This window comes from Pseudomonas sp. IPO3747, from assembly GCF_013385245.1.
In the GTDB taxonomy this organism is placed as follows: domain Bacteria; phylum Pseudomonadota; class Gammaproteobacteria; order Pseudomonadales; family Pseudomonadaceae; genus Aquipseudomonas; species Aquipseudomonas edaphica.
Map to the genome: position 1 here is coordinate 60,375 of NZ_JACAQL010000002.1, position 14,263 is coordinate 74,637.

Annotated in this window: 13 protein-coding genes; 5 read left to right on the forward strand and 8 right to left on the reverse strand. The window is 60.5% G+C overall.

Translation table 11 applies throughout. The annotated features are described in order from the left end of the window. Positions 1–88 precede the first annotated feature (88 nt). Positions 89–1,048, forward strand: a complete 960-nt coding sequence (locus HX790_RS01455; RefSeq protein ID WP_017136388.1) for a bile acid:sodium symporter family protein — start codon at positions 89–91, stop codon at positions 1,046–1,048. A 112-nt stretch (positions 1,049–1,160) separates the two neighbouring features. Next, positions 1,161–1,475, forward strand: a complete 315-nt coding sequence (gene sugE, locus HX790_RS01460; RefSeq protein ID WP_017136389.1) for a quaternary ammonium compound efflux SMR transporter SugE — start codon at positions 1,161–1,163, stop codon at positions 1,473–1,475. A gap of 107 nt (positions 1,476–1,582) precedes the next feature. On the opposite strand, the gene HX790_RS01465 is transcribed toward sugE, so the two are convergent. The 3 genes from HX790_RS01465 to HX790_RS01475 all read right to left on the reverse strand — a co-directional run bounded on the left by HX790_RS01465 (position 1,583) and on the right by HX790_RS01475 (position 6,001). Beyond that, positions 1,583–3,457: an MFS transporter gene (locus HX790_RS01465; protein ID WP_176991156.1), complete on the reverse strand. Its 1,875-nt coding sequence runs from the start codon at positions 3,455–3,457 to the stop codon at positions 1,583–1,585. A 65-nt stretch (positions 3,458–3,522) separates the two neighbouring features. Next, the gene (locus HX790_RS01470) at positions 3,523–4,701 is read right to left on the reverse strand and encodes a TDT family transporter (RefSeq protein ID WP_017136391.1); all 1,179 of its coding nucleotides are present in this window, start codon (positions 4,699–4,701) and stop codon (positions 3,523–3,525) included. A 109-nt stretch (positions 4,702–4,810) separates the two neighbouring features. Further along, the gene (locus tag HX790_RS01475) at positions 4,811–6,001 is read right to left on the reverse strand and encodes an MFS transporter (RefSeq protein ID WP_017136392.1); all 1,191 of its coding nucleotides are present in this window, start codon (positions 5,999–6,001) and stop codon (positions 4,811–4,813) included. Positions 6,002–6,092: 91 nt separating this feature from the next. Between HX790_RS01475 and HX790_RS01480 the strand changes: the two genes are divergently transcribed. Then, positions 6,093–6,632, forward strand: a complete 540-nt coding sequence (locus HX790_RS01480; RefSeq protein WP_017136393.1) for a TetR/AcrR family transcriptional regulator — start codon at positions 6,093–6,095, stop codon at positions 6,630–6,632. A gap of 174 nt (positions 6,633–6,806) precedes the next feature. Here the strand turns inward: HX790_RS01480 and HX790_RS01485 are convergent, their stop codons facing one another. From HX790_RS01485 to HX790_RS01500, 4 genes are all read right to left on the reverse strand, one after another. After that, positions 6,807–7,586, reverse strand: a complete 780-nt coding sequence (locus tag HX790_RS01485) for an ABC transporter permease (RefSeq protein WP_017136394.1) — start codon at positions 7,584–7,586, stop codon at positions 6,807–6,809. Then, the gene (locus HX790_RS01490) at positions 7,583–8,515 is read right to left on the reverse strand and encodes an ABC transporter ATP-binding protein (protein ID WP_017136395.1); all 933 of its coding nucleotides are present in this window, start codon (positions 8,513–8,515) and stop codon (positions 7,583–7,585) included. The genes HX790_RS01485 and HX790_RS01490 overlap by 4 nt, the downstream gene beginning before the upstream one ends. 134 nt (positions 8,516–8,649) lie before the next feature. Then, a complete protein-coding gene (locus HX790_RS01495; protein WP_176991157.1) occupies positions 8,650–9,267 on the reverse strand; it encodes a glutathione S-transferase family protein in 618 nt (205 codons plus the stop codon). A gap of 56 nt (positions 9,268–9,323) precedes the next feature. Beyond that, complete coding sequence (locus HX790_RS01500) at positions 9,324–9,995, reverse strand: transglutaminase family protein (RefSeq protein ID WP_017136397.1); 672 nt, start codon at positions 9,993–9,995, stop codon at positions 9,324–9,326. 178 nt (positions 9,996–10,173) lie between these two features. On the opposite strand from HX790_RS01500, the gene HX790_RS01505 reads away from it, so the two are divergent. Both HX790_RS01505 and HX790_RS01510 read left to right on the forward strand, forming a co-directional pair. Continuing rightward, positions 10,174–12,621, forward strand: a complete 2,448-nt coding sequence (locus HX790_RS01505) for an acyl-CoA dehydrogenase (protein WP_017136398.1) — start codon at positions 10,174–10,176, stop codon at positions 12,619–12,621. A 91-nt stretch (positions 12,622–12,712) separates the two neighbouring features. Then, positions 12,713–13,120: a PA2817 family protein gene (locus HX790_RS01510; protein WP_010567536.1), complete on the forward strand. Its 408-nt coding sequence runs from the start codon at positions 12,713–12,715 to the stop codon at positions 13,118–13,120. Positions 13,121–13,260: 140 nt separating this feature from the next. Here the strand turns inward: HX790_RS01510 and HX790_RS01515 are convergent, their stop codons facing one another. Next, positions 13,261–14,193, reverse strand: coding sequence for a LysR family transcriptional regulator (locus HX790_RS01515; RefSeq protein WP_176991158.1), 933 nt, complete (start codon positions 14,191–14,193; stop codon positions 13,261–13,263). Positions 14,194–14,263: the final 70 nt, after the last annotated feature.

The window sequence follows — 14,263 nt, forward strand, 5'->3', positions numbered from 1 at the left end:
CAAGCCAGTCCTCACACAAACATCTCCCACACAAGCCCCACATTTGATTGCAGTTACACCCTCGAACTCTAATAACAAGGACTTCCCCATGCGCGCACTCGCCGCCTTGAGCCGCTTCGTTGGCAATACCTTCGCCTACTGGGTGTTGATTTTCGCGGTGCTCGCCTTCCTTGAGCCCGGCTGGTTCATTGGCCTCAAAGGCGCCATCGTGCCGCTGCTGGGCCTGGTGATGTTCGGCATGGGGCTGACCTTGAAACTGGAAGACTTCGCCGAAGTCGCCCGCCATCCCTGGCGCGTGGCCCTCGGCGTGGTTGCGCATTTTGTGATCATGCCGGGCGTGGCCTGGCTGCTGTGCCAGGCGTTCCACTTGCCGCCGGAAATCGCCGTCGGCGTGATCCTGGTCGGGTGCTGCCCAAGCGGCACGTCGTCCAACGTCATGACCTGGCTGGCCCGGGGCGACCTCGCGCTGTCGGTAGCCATCGCTGCCGTCACTACCCTCCTCGCCCCGCTGCTGACGCCCGCATTGATCTGGCTGCTGGCCTCGGCCTGGCTGCCGGTGTCATTCATGGAGCTGTTCTGGTCGATCCTGCAAGTGGTGTTGCTGCCGATCGTGCTGGGCGTGGTGGCGCAACGCGTGCTGGGCGACCGGGTGCGCCATGCCGTGGAGGTATTGCCGCTGGTCTCAGTGGTAAGCATCGTAATCATCGTCGCTGCAGTCGTTGCAGCGAGCCAGGCGAAGATCGCCGAGTCCGGCCTGTTGATCATGGCCGTGGTGATGCTGCACAACAGCTTCGGTTATCTGCTCGGTTACTTCACCGGCCGCCTGTTCAAACTGCCGTTGGCGCAGCGTAAATCCCTGGCGCTGGAAGTGGGCATGCAGAACTCCGGGCTGGGCGCCGCGCTGGCCAGTGCGCACTTTTCGCCCTTGGCGGCGGTGCCGAGCGCGCTGTTCAGCGTGTGGCACAATATTTCCGGGGCATTGCTGTCGACTTACTTTCGCAGAATGAGCGAAAAAGAAGACCATCGCGCCCTGGAGAGCGCGCCGTAAACTTGATCACCTGATCAATTTTCGGCAAGCTACCGGGCTTCGCGGGGACGACCTCGCGACGCTCTCAAGCGCTTAATCCGGGGACGACCCCAGCTATAGAGGGGAGATCAACATGTCCTGGATCATTCTGTTTTTTGCCGGGCTGTTTGAGGTCGGCTGGGCGGTCGGCCTGAAGTACACCGACGGTTTCAGCAAGCCGCTGCCGACAGCACTGACGATCGCCGCCATGGCCATCAGCCTCGGCCTGCTGGGCCTGGCCATGAAGGAGCTGCCGCTGGGCACCGCCTATGCCATCTGGACCGGTGTGGGTGCGGTAGGCACGGTGATCGCCGGGATTATCCTGTTTGGGGAGTCCATGGCGCTGTTCAGGTTGGCGAGTGTGGCGTTGATTATTTGCGGGCTGGTTGGGCTCAAGATCAGCGCCTGAGCCACTACCGCTATCGCAGGCAAGCCAGCTCCCACATTGGACGGTGTTCAGCGTTCAAATGTGGGAGCTGGCTTGCCTGCGATGAGGCCCTTACAGCCAGCAAATAACTACCTGACACTCCCGCGCAACACCCCTACCCGCGCCTGCAACTGCTCAGGCGTCGCGGCCTCCACCGCAACCGGCTCACCCGCCACCAACACCACCCGCGACCAGATCCGATGAAAGATGCCCTTGTTCGGATCGCGACTGAAAAAGCTCCCCCACAACCCCTGCAACGCCATCGGAATCACCGGCACCGGGGTTTCCTCCAGAATCCGCGTCAACCCGCTACGGAACTCATTGATCTCGCCATCGGCGGTCAGCTTGCCTTCCGGGAAGATGCACACCAACTCCCCTTCCTTCAGGTACTGGGCAATTCGCATGAAGGCCTTTTCGTAGATCTGGATATCTTCATGGCGCCCGGCAATCGGAATCGCCCCGGCCGTGCGGAAGATAAAGTTCAGCACCGGCAAACGGTAGATCTTGTAGTACATCACAAAGCGAATCGGCCGACGTACCGCGCCGCCAATCAACAGTGCATCGACAAACGACACGTGGTTGCACACCAGCAGCGCCGCGCCTTCATCCGGAATCAGCTCAAGGTTGCGATGCTCCACGCGGTACATGGAATGGCTGAGCAGCCAGATCATGAAGCGCATGGTGAACTCGGGGACGATTTTGAAGATGTAAGTGTTGACCGCAATGTTGAGCAGCGACACCACCAGGAACAACTCGGGGATCGACAGCTTGGCCACGCTCAGCAGCAGGATCGAAACGATGGCCGAAACCACCATGAACAACGCATTGAGAATATTGTTGGCCGCAATGACCCGCGCGCGCTCGTTCTCGGCCGTGCGCGACTGGATCAGCGCGTAGAGCGGCACGATATAGAAACCACCGAACACACCCAGGCCAAGGATATCGAACAACACCCACCACGCCTGACCGTAGCTGAGTACCGCCAGCCAACTATGTTCCTGGGCCGATTGCGGAAAGCCGCCCGAGTGCCACCACAGCAGCAGGCCGAAGACCGTCAGGCCAAACGAGCCAAACGGCACCAGGCCGATCTCGACCTTACGGCCCGAGAGCTTTTCGCAGAGCATCGAGCCAACGGCGATGCCCACCGAAAACACCGTAAGGATCAGCGTCACCACAGTTTCGTCGCCGTACAACCATTCCTTGGCGTAGGCCGGGATTTGCGTGAGGTAGATCGCACCGACAAACCAGAACCACGAGTTGCCGACAATCGAGCGCGACACTGCCGGCGTCTGCCCCAGGCCCAGGCGCAAGGTGGCCCAGGATTCGCTGAAGATATTCCAGTTCAGGCGCAGCTCGGGCGTGGACGCCGCCGCCCGCGGAATGCTGCGGCTGGCCAGGTAGCCGAGCACCGCCACGCCGACAATCGCCACCGCCACCAGTGGCGCGTAATTGCTCGACGACATGATGATCCCGGCGCCAATGGTACCGGCCAGGATCGCCAGAAACGTGCCCATTTCCACCAGCCCGTTACCGCCCACCAGCTCATCGTCGTGCAGCGCCTGGGGCATGATCGAGTACTTCACCGGGCCAAACAGCGCCGAATGCGTGCCCATTGCAAACAGCGCCAGCAGCATCAGTTCCAGGTGGTTGAACAGAAAGCCCGTGGCGCCCACGGCCATGATCACGATCTCGCCGATCTTGATCGCACGGATCAGCGCGTCCTTGTTGAATTTCTCGCCAAACTGCCCGGCCAGCGCCGAGAACAGGAAGAACGGCAGGATAAACAACAAGGCGCACAGGTTGACCCAGATGGAGCGGTCGCCCTCGATGGTGAGCTTGTAGAGAATCGCCAGGATCAGCGATTGCTTGAAGATGTTGTCGTTGAATGCGCCCAGTAACTGGGTGATGAAAAACGGCAGAAAGCGCCGTGTGCGCAGCAAGGTGAATTGTGAGGGGTGGCTCATCGTCCGTGTTCCTGCGTGGCCTGAAGGCGTGTAGTTTCTCAGGCCACGACTTTACCTAATCGCGCTTACTTATTCGCTAGTCCTGCAATGCATGGCGAAACAAAAAGCTCACCTTTATAGGCGCCCTGCACGGTGCGCTTGGCCACGATCAGCCACATCAGCGCCAATGCCAGCACCAGCACGCTGCCAAAGATGCTGAAAAAGCTCAGGTGCAGCAGACTCGCCAGCTTCAGCGTGGCTAACGCGTAAACCCCCAGCGGGAAGGTAAACCCCCACCAGCCGAGGTTGAACGGAATGCCGGCGCGCAGGTAACGCAGGGTGATCAGCACCGCGATCAACATCCACCACAAACCGAAGCCCCACAAGGTGATGCCGGCCACCACGCCCAGGCCATTGGCCATTTCACCCACACCCGGCAACCCATTGGCGGCGAAAATCGCCGGTGCGTCACCGCCCAACAGCAACATGCCCAGCGCACCAGTGCCGATGGGGCCAAGGGCCAACCAGCTCGATGCGGCCATATTGGCAGGCGGCAGTTTATGCAGGGCCATGCGCAACATCAGGATGGTCAGGATGCTGAACGCCACCGGCAGGGAAAACGCCCACAGCACGTAGCTGGTCACCAGCATCACCAGTTGCGCATGGGCGTCGGCCAAGTGCGGCGCCAGCAAGCCACCGCTGGCGGCAGCGACTTCGGCGGCAACCACCGGCAACAGCCAGACGGCGGTCATCTGGTCGATGCTGTGTTCCTGGCGGGTGAACATCATGAACGGGATCAACACACCGCAGGCCAGGGCCATCGCCACGTCCAGCCACCATAAGGCTTCAGCCAGCGGGATCACCTCACTGCCCCAGCGCGGCAGGCCGAACAGCAGCAGGCCATTGAGAATGGTGGCCAGGCCCATGGGAATGGTGCCGAAGAACATCGACACCGTGGAGTGCCCGAAGATGCGTCGCGCTTCGTGGAAGAACATCACCCAACGCGCCGCGTACAACAGGCTGAACAGCACAAACAGGCCAATGGTGAACAGCCACAGCCCTTCGGCAATGGCGTGCAAACCTGGCAGGTTGAACGGCAGTTGAGCCAAGGCCAGGGCCAGCACGCCGGTACCCATGGTCGCGGCGAACCAGTTGGGGGTGAACTGGCGAATCACTTCCCGTGGGCGGGTCAGATGGCTCAAGGGCTTATAGCTGGGGGTTTTGCAGCCTGGGGGCGTGCAACTGGGAGTCGTCGTGCAGGTCATGATGGCAATCCTCTTCCTCGTATGAGGTTGAAGCCATCATAGAACCTGATCGAATATCTATATAACGGGTAATATCTCTATAAGTTATCTACTTTACCAATATACAGCATCACTCTACTGCCGCCTTGGCCCGCACCGAGTTCTGCAGCATTAAACCGACCAAGGCACTCAGGGCCAGCAGTATCAGCGCCGCACCATAGCCTTCAGTCGTGACGATAAGGCCGTAAACCTGGCACAAGTAACCCGCCAACAGCGCTGGCAGGCAAAACGCCAAGTAGCTCAAGACATAGAACGCCGACATCAAACCGGCCCGCTCATGGGGCAACGCCAGTCCGACAATGCTGCGCACACTGCCCATGAAGCCGCCGCCAAAACCAAAACCTGCAATCACACTGGCGACAAAGAACAGCCACAAAATACCCATGTGGACGGCCACCAGCAGCAACGCGACGCCCACGGCCAACAGCCCTGCCGACAGCCGCATGATTTTATCGGCCGGGCGCTCGCGCACGCTGTAGATCATCACCGCGCCACTCAAGGTCACGACCGCCACCAGGCCGCCACCGATCAGGTGCGAAGTGGAACCGGTGGCAGCCTTGATCAGCGACGGCGCCAGGGATGAGAAGAACCCGCCCAGCGCCCACACCGCCACATTCAGCGGCATCACCAACCATAAAGCCCGGCGCGCTTGCTGCGGCACATGCAGGGTCGGCGCCAGCGACTTCAAGGCCCCCGGAATACGACTGACGGTTTCCGCCAGGCGCCACACATACACAGCCTGCAACACCATCAACCCCAACAGCGTGAAGTAAATCAATTGGGTAGGACGCGGCGCGAACTCCACCAGTAGGCCACTGCCCAGCCCGCCGCTGGCCATGCCCAACAGCGGCGCCAGGCTATTGAGCATCGGGCCGCGCTGGCGGTCGGTGTCGAGCAAGGTCGCACTCAGCACCGCCGTGGCCATGCCGGTGGCGAAACCTTGCAGCGCGCGGGCGGCAATCAGGTGCGCGGTGCTGTCGGCGTTGATAAACAGCAGCATCGCCGCAATATTGAGCAGCAATGCGACGAAAATCACCGGCTTGCGCCCCAGGTGATCCGACAGTGAACCCACGGTCAGCAACGCTGCCAACAGGCTGACGGCGTATACGCCGAAAATCACCGTGAGCATTGTCGCGGAGAAATGCAGGTTTTCCTGATACACCTGATACAACGGCGTCGGCGCGCTGGACGCGGCGAGGAAGGTCAACACCGTGATGACCAGGAACGCCAGGCTGGACCGCTGGGAAATAACGCGAGACATGGGCACACTCCACTAAAGCTAATACTTTGCTTTTGCGCAGTGTGCTACCGGCGCGCGCTTAAAGCAAATTCTTTGTGTTAAGGTTTTACGCATGGCGATAAAAGAAGGCCTTCGCCCGGGAGGCCGCAGTGCCCGGGTCCAAGAATCGGTGCATTCGGCAGTGCGTGAGCTGTTGGAAGCCCATGAGCGCTCCAGCGTTACCGTACCGATGATTGCGACGCGCGCAGGCGTCACGCCCTCGACCATTTACCGGCGCTGGGGCGACTTATCCGTGCTGTTGGCCGATGTGGCCCTGGCCCGCATGCGCCCCGACTGTGAGCCGGCGAATACCGGCAGCCTGCGCGGTGATCTGCAGGCCTGGGCCGAGCAATACCTGGATGAAATGAGCTCCGAGCCAGGGCGCAACATGATGCGTGACCTGCAGAGCATGATCACACCGGGTTATTGCGTGAGCATTCTGAGTGGGCAGCTTCAGACGATTATCGATCGCTACCCACAGAGTACGCCGCCGAGCGTGGACCATTTGATCAACCTGCTGGCGGCGCCGACGGTGTTTCGCATTTTGTTCTCGACCGAACCGCTGACGGTGCAAGAGCTGCACGGACTGATCGAGCTGGCACTTAAAGGTTAAACCTCTGCACAAAACCAAAGGTGGAGCTGGCTTGCCTGCGATGGCGGTCTGTCAGTTAAACAATGGCTGCCTGACCCATCGCTATCGCAGGCAAGCCAGCTCCCACATTGACCCTGCCTGCAGTCAATAAAAAACGGCCTCACTTGGAGGCCGTTTTTTATTGCAGCTAACGGCTTAGGTACGCATCCCGCGCCCACTCACCAGCAACCGCGCACAGCCGACATACAGCACCACGGTCGCCACCAGCATAAAGGTGATCGCCACGCTGATCTTGATATCCGACACGCCCAGGATGCCGTAGCGGAAGGCGTTAACCATGTGCAACACCGGGTTGGCCAGCGACACGGTCTGCCAGAACGGCGGCAGCAAGGTAATGGAGTAGAACACCCCGCCCAGGTAGGTCAGCGGCGTCAGCACGAACGTCGGGATGATCGAAATATCATCGAAGTTGCGGGCAAACACGGCGTTGATGAACCCCAGCAGCGAGAAGATCGTCGCCGTCAGTACCACCACCAGCAGGGTGACCCCAAGGTGATGCACTTGCAGATGGGTGAAGAACAGCGACAGCAAGGTCACGATCACCCCGACCATCAAGCCGCGCAGCACGCCACCCAGGGTGTAGCCGATCAGGATGGTGTGCGGCGACACCGGCGAGACCATCAGTTCTTCGATCGAGCGCTGGAACTTGCTGCCGAAAAAGCTCGAGACCACGTTGCCGTAGGAGTTGGTGATCACCGACATCATGATCAGGCCCGGCACGATGTACTCCATGTAGGTGAAGCCACCCATGTCGCCGATCTGGCGGCCGATGAGGTTACCGAAGATCACGAAGTACAAGACCATGGTGATCGCCGGCGGCAGCAGGGTCTGCGGCCAGATCCGGGTAAAGCGCTTCACTTCGCGGTAAACGATGGTCTGCAGTGCGACGAGGTTGGGTTGCAGTTCGGAACTCATACCGCCACCTTCGCCAGATTTTTCTCCACCAGGGACACGAACAACTCCTCAAGGCGATTGGTTTTGTTACGCAGGCTCAGCACTTCGATGCTCTGGGCCGCCAACTGGGTGAACAACGCGGTGATGCCCATGGCCTTGTCCACCTGCACTTCCAGGGTGTGGTCATCGACCAGGCGGCTTGGGTAGCCGAGCAGTTGCGGCGCCACCGACAGGTTGTTTTTCAGGTCCAGCAAGAAGGTTTCCACATGCAACTGGCCCAGCAGGTTGCGCATGCTGGTGTTCTCGACAATGGTGCCGTGGTCGATGATGCCGATGTTGCGGCACAGCTGCTCAGCCTCTTCCAGGTAATGGGTGGTGAGGATGATGGTGATGCCCTTCTCGTTCAGCTCGGTGAGGAAGGTCCACATCGAACGGCGCAGCTCGATATCCACACCGGCGGTCGGCTCATCGAGGATCAACAGGCGCGGTTCATGCACCAGCGCGCGGGCGATCATCAGGCGGCGCTTCATACCGCCGGACAGCGAACGCGAAGGCACGTCGCGCTTGTCCCACAGGCCCAACTGAGTCAGGTACTGCTCGGCGCGTTCCTTGGCGATTTTCGCCGGGATGCCGTAATAGCCGGCCTGGGTCACGACGATGTCGAAGGTCTTTTCAAACTGGTTGAAGTTGAATTCCTGGGGCACCACGCCGATGGAGCGCTTGAGCGCCGCCGGGGATTTGTCCAGGTCATGGCCAAAGATATTCACCGAGCCACTGGTTTTGTTGACCAGGGTCGAGAGGATGCCGATGGTGGTGGATTTGCCAGCACCGTTGGGGCCGAGCAAGGCGAAGAAGTCACCTTCGGCAACGTCCAGATCGATACCACTCAGGGCCTGGAAACCGTTGCCGTAGGTTTTGGTTAGCTGCCGGATGGACAGAGCGGAACTCATATCGGATTACGCACCAGAGAAGGGAATAGAAAGAGTAGATGAGCGCGCAGCGCATGTAGTTCAACGGCGGCGCATGACAAGCATGGTGCTTGCCCGCGCCGCACAAGTACAGTCACCTGTATTAATAGTCAGTATTAAGTCAACGCGGTCATCACGGCCTTGCGGTAGGCCGGGCGATCTCTGAGGCGCTGGTACCAGGCCTCTAGATGGGGCATTGCCGGGCGCTCGATGGGCATCTCGAACCAGGCGTAGGCAAAGCAGCCCAAGGGGATATCGCCCATGCCGAAATGCTGGCCGCTGAGGTAGGGTTGCTCGGCGAGGGCCTGGTCAACGGTGTTAAGCGCATCGATACAGGCTTGGCGCCCGGCATTGATGCTGTCCCAGTTCTGTTTTTCCGCCGGGGTACGCAGGATGCCCCAGAACACCGCCTTGAACGGATCGGCGAGCGTCGACGTGGTCCAGTCCATCCACTTCTCGGCGCTGGCCCGGGCTTGCAGGTCGCTCGGGTAAAAATCCGACGCGCTCTTGGCGCACAGATAACGCACGATGGTGTTGGATTCCCACAACACAAAGTCGCCGTCTTCGATCATCGGCACCCGGCCATTGGGGTTCAAGGCCCGGTATTGCGGCGTGTCGACCACACCAAAAGCCCCGCCCGCATCAATTGCCTCATAGTCCAGGCCGAGTTCCTCGGCGCACCACAGTGCCTTCCTGACGTTTGATGAATTTTTACGACCCCAGATTTTCAGCATGACCGCGCCTTATCGTTGATGAACATGGCTTGATGAACGCAGCAGCATACGCCGGTTCACCCGCGGCTTAAATCGCTGTGCATATCGCTGTGCATGTCCTTCAGCGAGATCGGCATGTCGTCGGCAAACAGGTGCGGATAACACTGCTGAATATGCGCGAAAAAAAACGCTTCGGGCACGTCGCTGAACTGCCCGTGGTCCAGCACATATTCCATCGAGCGCCGGCCCTGGCGGTTGAAGGCGTGGAACACGCTGTCGTTGACCCCATCGAACGCCAGCGGTGGCACGTCGAACAACTCGCACAGTTGACTGTTGAACGCCGGCGTGGCCTTGACCCAACGGCCGTGCAGGTACAACTCGGTATAGCCGTGCATGGCGAACACATCACTTTTGAGCAGCGCGAGCAGGCGCGGTGTCGATAAATGATTGCGCACGTCCGCCAGGCCAATGCGCGCCGGGATCCCGCAATGACGGGCACAGGCGGCCAATAAGGTGGCCTTGGGTACACAGTAGCTCTCGCCGGTGGCCAGGGCAAAGCTGGCACTGAGGGTATTTGGATCACGGCTGAAGGTGTACGGGTTGTAGCGAATCGCCTCACGCACGGCGTAGTAGAGACTGACCGCCTGGTCACTTAAATCCGGGCGGGTTCCGCGATGTTTTTCGGCGAACTCCACCACCGCAGGGTGGTCACTATCGATGAAGCGGCTGGGATTCAAGTACGTATCCATGAGCTTTATCTCCAAGGGAAGCCTTGAGTCTAACGACAGGCCTGCCGTGGAGATAACGACGATTCGGCCAAATGTCGGCGTGCGCCAGCACAACTCGTTACACCCTCGCCACCGCGCTTTTTCGGATGCCGACTAAGCTCCATGGTGGTTTCGCCCTTGGTTTCACGGAGGATTGAATATGCTGTTGTTGTGGATACTGGTTCTGGTGGTCGGCATTGCCTACCTGGCACACCGCCGCACCGCGCCCCTGCCCGCGCTGGGCGTGGTTGCCGTCTACCTGCTGGCGATGGGCGCCTGGAGCCATGCACCGGGTTGGCTGCTGGTCATCCTCTGGGTGCTGATCGCCGCCGTGGCCGTGCCCCTGTTGCTGCCCGACCTGCGCCGCCAATACTTCACCAAGCCGCTGTTCAGCTGGTTCCAGAAAGTCCTGCCGCCGATGTCCGAGACCGAGCGCGACGCCATCGACGCCGGCACCGTGTGGTGGGACGGCGAACTGTTCAGCGGTCGCCCCGATTGGGATAAATTGCTGGCCTACCCCAAGGCGCAACTGACTGAAGAAGAACAAGCGTTTATCGACGGCCCTACCGAAGAACTCTGCGCGATGGTCAGCGACTGGGAAATCGGCCAGGCCATGGACCTGCCGCCCGCTGCCTGGGAGCACATCAAAACCCACGGTTTCTTCGCCCTGATCATTCCCAAGGAATATGGCGGCAAGGGTTTCTCCGCCTATGCCCACTCCCAGGTCGCGATGAAACTCGCCACCCGCAGCGGCGACCTCGCCTCCACCGTGATGGTGCCTAACTCCCTCGGCCCGGCCGAGCTGCTGCTGCATTACGGCACCGACGAACAACGCAACCACTACCTGCCACGCCTGGCCCGTGGCGACGATATCCCCTGCTTCGCCCTCACCGGCCCACTGGCCGGCTCCGACGCCGGCGCCATGCCCGACACCGGCGTGATCTGCAAAGGTGAATGGGAAGGCAAGGAAACCCTCGGTCTGCGCCTGAACTGGGAAAAACGCTATATCACCCTCGGCCCGGTCGCGACCCTCCTCGGCCTGGCCTTCAAGGCCCATGACCCGGACCACTTGTTGGGTGAGGAAGAAGACCTGGGCATCAGCCTGGCGCTGATCCCCACCGACACGCCCGGCGTGGAAATCGGCCGTCGCCACCTGCCGTTGGGCGCCGCCTTTATGAACGGCCCCAACTCCGGCAAGGACGTGTTCATCCCCCTGGAATTCCTTATCGGTGGCCAGGAAATGCTCGGCAAGGGCTGGATGATGCTGATGAACTGCCTGTCGGTCGGCCGTTCGATCTCCCTGCCTGCGGTCGGTACCGGCGCGGCCAAGTTCACCAGTTTGGTGACCGGCCAATACGCTCAAGTGCGCGAGCAATTCAACGTGCCGCTGTCGGCCTTTGAAGGTATCCAGGAAGCCCTGGCGCGCATTGGCGGCAACGCCTGGCTGATGGACAGCGCGCGCATGCTCACCGCCAACGCGGTCGACCTGGGCGAAAAGCCTTCGGTGTTGTCGGCGATTCTCAAGTACCACCTCACCGAGCGCGGTCGCGAGTGCATCAGCCACGCCATGGATGTGCACGGCGGCAAGGGCATCATCATGGGGCCTAACAACTACCTGGGCCGCAACTGGCAAGGCGCGCCGATCTTCATCACAGTGGAAGGCGCGAACATCCTCTCGCGCAACCTGATGATCTTTGGCCAGGGCGCGATCCGCTGCCACCCGTTCGTGCTTAAGGAAATGGCCCTGGCCGGTCGTGAAGACCATGACCAGGCGCTCAAGGAATTTGACGGCCTGCTGATGCAACATATCGGATTTGCCGTGAGTAACGCCGCCAGCACGTTGGTGCTGAACCTCGGCATCGGGCACTTTGAAAAAGCCCCGGGCAACCGTTTGAGCCAGGGTTATTTCCGTGCATTGAACCGTCAGGCCGCAGCATTCGCCCTGCTCGCCGACTTGAGCATGATGTTGCTCGGCGGCGAGCTGAAACGCCGCGAACGCCTGTCGGCGCGCCTGGGTGATGTGCTGAGCCATATGTACCTGGCCTCGGCCGCGCTCAAGCGTTACCACGACCTGGATTCGCCGGATCACCTGGAGCCGCTGTTTGCCTGGGCCATGGAAGAAAGCCTCGGTGAGTCGGAGCGTGCCCTGGATGAGCTGCTGAGCAACTTCCCGAACAAGGTCCTCGGTTGCCTGCTGCGGGTGATCGTGTTCCCGTTCGGCCGTCGTCACACCGGGCCGTCCGATGCTTTGGACGCCGAAGTGGCTGCGGTGATTGGCCGTGCCAAAGGCGACCCGACCCTGGAAGAGTTGCTGGCGGGTTGCTATCGCCCGCAATCGGCAGAAGACCCGGTGGGTGCCCTGCAACATGCCTACGACCTGCTGGGTGCCAGCCACCCCTTGCAGAAAAAACTCCACACCGCGCTCAAAAGCGGCCAGGTCAAACCGGCCGCCGGCGAGCATGCCATCGACGCGGCGCTGCACGCGGGCGTATTGCAACCGGCCGAAGCGCAAACCCTGCGCGACGCCGAAGCCGCGCGCCGCAAGGTGATCGATGTGGATGATTTCAGCAAGGAAGAGCTGACCCAGGCCGAGGGTAAAGTGCGCTGACCGCTCACACCCTATAAAGCTAAGGTCATATAAATACGGGCGCGAGAGGCATATACTCTCGCGCCCGTTTTTGCTTTAGAGGACTTATCTCGTGTCCAACGTCGTTGCCGATCATCTCGTCTTGCTCGACCACTTGCGCAGCATCCTGGTTGCCGTCGGCGAAGCCGAACAGGTGCCCGAGGAAAGCCACACCCTGTTCCTGGAGCGCTTCGACGAATTGCGCGCCCTGCTGCCGATCGACCCGATCGAGAGCCAGTACCTGGGCCAGGACCTGATGAGCCAGGTCATCCTGCGTTACCCGCAAATCGCCCACCTGGTGCCACGCGACCTGCTGTGGTTCTTCGGCGGTGATTGCCTGCACTTCATGCCCGATGAAGAACTGGACCTGTACCAGGCCCTGGAAGAACGTCGTTTTGAAGCCGAACAGAACGATGAACCGTTCGACTGGAACCAGGAAAAACAGCTGCTGGCCATGCCGCAGGATCAGAGTAAGCACTGATTTTAAATGTGGGAGCTGGCTTGTGTGGGAGCTGGCTTGCCTGCGATGCAGGCGACTCGGTCTATCAGTTAAACCGAGGCGATACAATCGCAGGCAAGCCAGCTCCCACACAAGCCAGCTCCCACAGTTGGACCGCACTCCTACCTTCGGCGCAGTGTCGGCTCCTTCGCCATGCACTCCACCAGATAATCAATAAACACCCGCAACTTCGGTGGCAGATACCGCGTGGGCGAATGCAGCAACCACGCCTCACCATGGTAGGACGCAATAAAATCCCACTCGGGCAATACCTGCACCAGGCTCCCCGCCGCCAAGGCGTGGCGCGCCGTGAAGTACGGCAAGCTACCAATCCCCACATGCTGCAACACCGCATCCAGGCGCACGCCGGTGTGGTTCGCGGCGTAGCGCCCGCGCACGCCCACGGTCACCGCCTTGGCACCCTGACGAAACTTCCAGCGTGAATCCCCCGGCGTTTCTCCCAGGTAGATGCAGCTATGTTCCAGCAAATCATGGGGATGTTCAGGCGTACCCTGCTCGGCCAGGTACTGCGGTGTGGCACACAGCAAGTGCTCGATGGGCAACAGTTGGCGGCCGACCAAGCCCGGCGGCGGGCTGTCGGTGATGCGGATGCTGAGGTCCACATTGTCGTCGATCAGGTCCACATGCCGGTCTTCCAGGATCAATTGCACATCCACCTTGGGATAGCGCCGCAAGAACTCCGACATATGCGGGTGCACCACAAACCGGCCCACCGCCTTGGGCACGCTGACCCGCACCAGGCCTTCGGCTTCATGGGTGAACTGGCCACTGATCTCCATCACCGAGCGCGCCGCGTTGACCATCTCCTGGCAACGCTTGAACACCTCTTCGCCGCCTTCGCTCAAGCGCAATTTACGCGTGGTGCGTTGCAGCAAGCGTGTCGCCAGCGCCTGTTCGAGACGCGAGATACTGCGGCTCACGGCCGAGGGCGAAACGCTCAGTTGTCGCGCCGCTTCGGAGAAACTGCCGGTCTCCACGACTTTGACGAAAATCGCCATTTCACCCAGCAGTGGCAAAGGAAGATTGATGCTCATGACGCACAGGTCCATTGATAATTGAACGGATTATCACCCATCCACGCACTATTTATACTGCCCGTAGAAC

Bases quoted from the DNA above. Each gene is read 5' to 3' on its own strand.
- HX790_RS01495 (WP_176991157.1), bottom strand. From the start codon at position 9,267: ATGCTGAAAATCTGGGGTCGTAAAAATTCATCAAACGTCAGGAAGGCA.
- HX790_RS01465 (WP_176991156.1), bottom strand. From the start codon at position 3,457: ATGAGCCACCCCTCACAATTCACCTTGCTGCGCACACGGCGCTTTCTG.
- HX790_RS01455 (WP_017136388.1), top strand. From the start codon at position 89: ATGCGCGCACTCGCCGCCTTGAGCCGCTTCGTTGGCAATACCTTCGCC.
- HX790_RS01490 (WP_017136395.1), bottom strand. From the start codon at position 8,515: ATGAGTTCCGCTCTGTCCATCCGGCAGCTAACCAAAACCTACGGCAAC.
- HX790_RS01500 (WP_017136397.1), bottom strand. From the start codon at position 9,995: ATGGATACGTACTTGAATCCCAGCCGCTTCATCGATAGTGACCACCCT.
- HX790_RS01470 (WP_017136391.1), bottom strand. From the start codon at position 4,701: ATGACCTGCACGACGACTCCCAGTTGCACGCCCCCAGGCTGCAAAACC.
- HX790_RS01515 (WP_176991158.1), bottom strand. From the start codon at position 14,193: ATGAGCATCAATCTTCCTTTGCCACTGCTGGGTGAAATGGCGATTTTC.
- HX790_RS01475 (WP_017136392.1), bottom strand. From the start codon at position 6,001: ATGTCTCGCGTTATTTCCCAGCGGTCCAGCCTGGCGTTCCTGGTCATC.
- HX790_RS01485 (WP_017136394.1), bottom strand. From the start codon at position 7,586: ATGAGTTCCGAACTGCAACCCAACCTCGTCGCACTGCAGACCATCGTT.
- HX790_RS01505 (WP_017136398.1), top strand. From the start codon at position 10,174: ATGCTGTTGTTGTGGATACTGGTTCTGGTGGTCGGCATTGCCTACCTG.
- HX790_RS01480 (WP_017136393.1), top strand. From the start codon at position 6,093: ATGGCGATAAAAGAAGGCCTTCGCCCGGGAGGCCGCAGTGCCCGGGTC.
- sugE (WP_017136389.1), top strand. From the start codon at position 1,161: ATGTCCTGGATCATTCTGTTTTTTGCCGGGCTGTTTGAGGTCGGCTGG.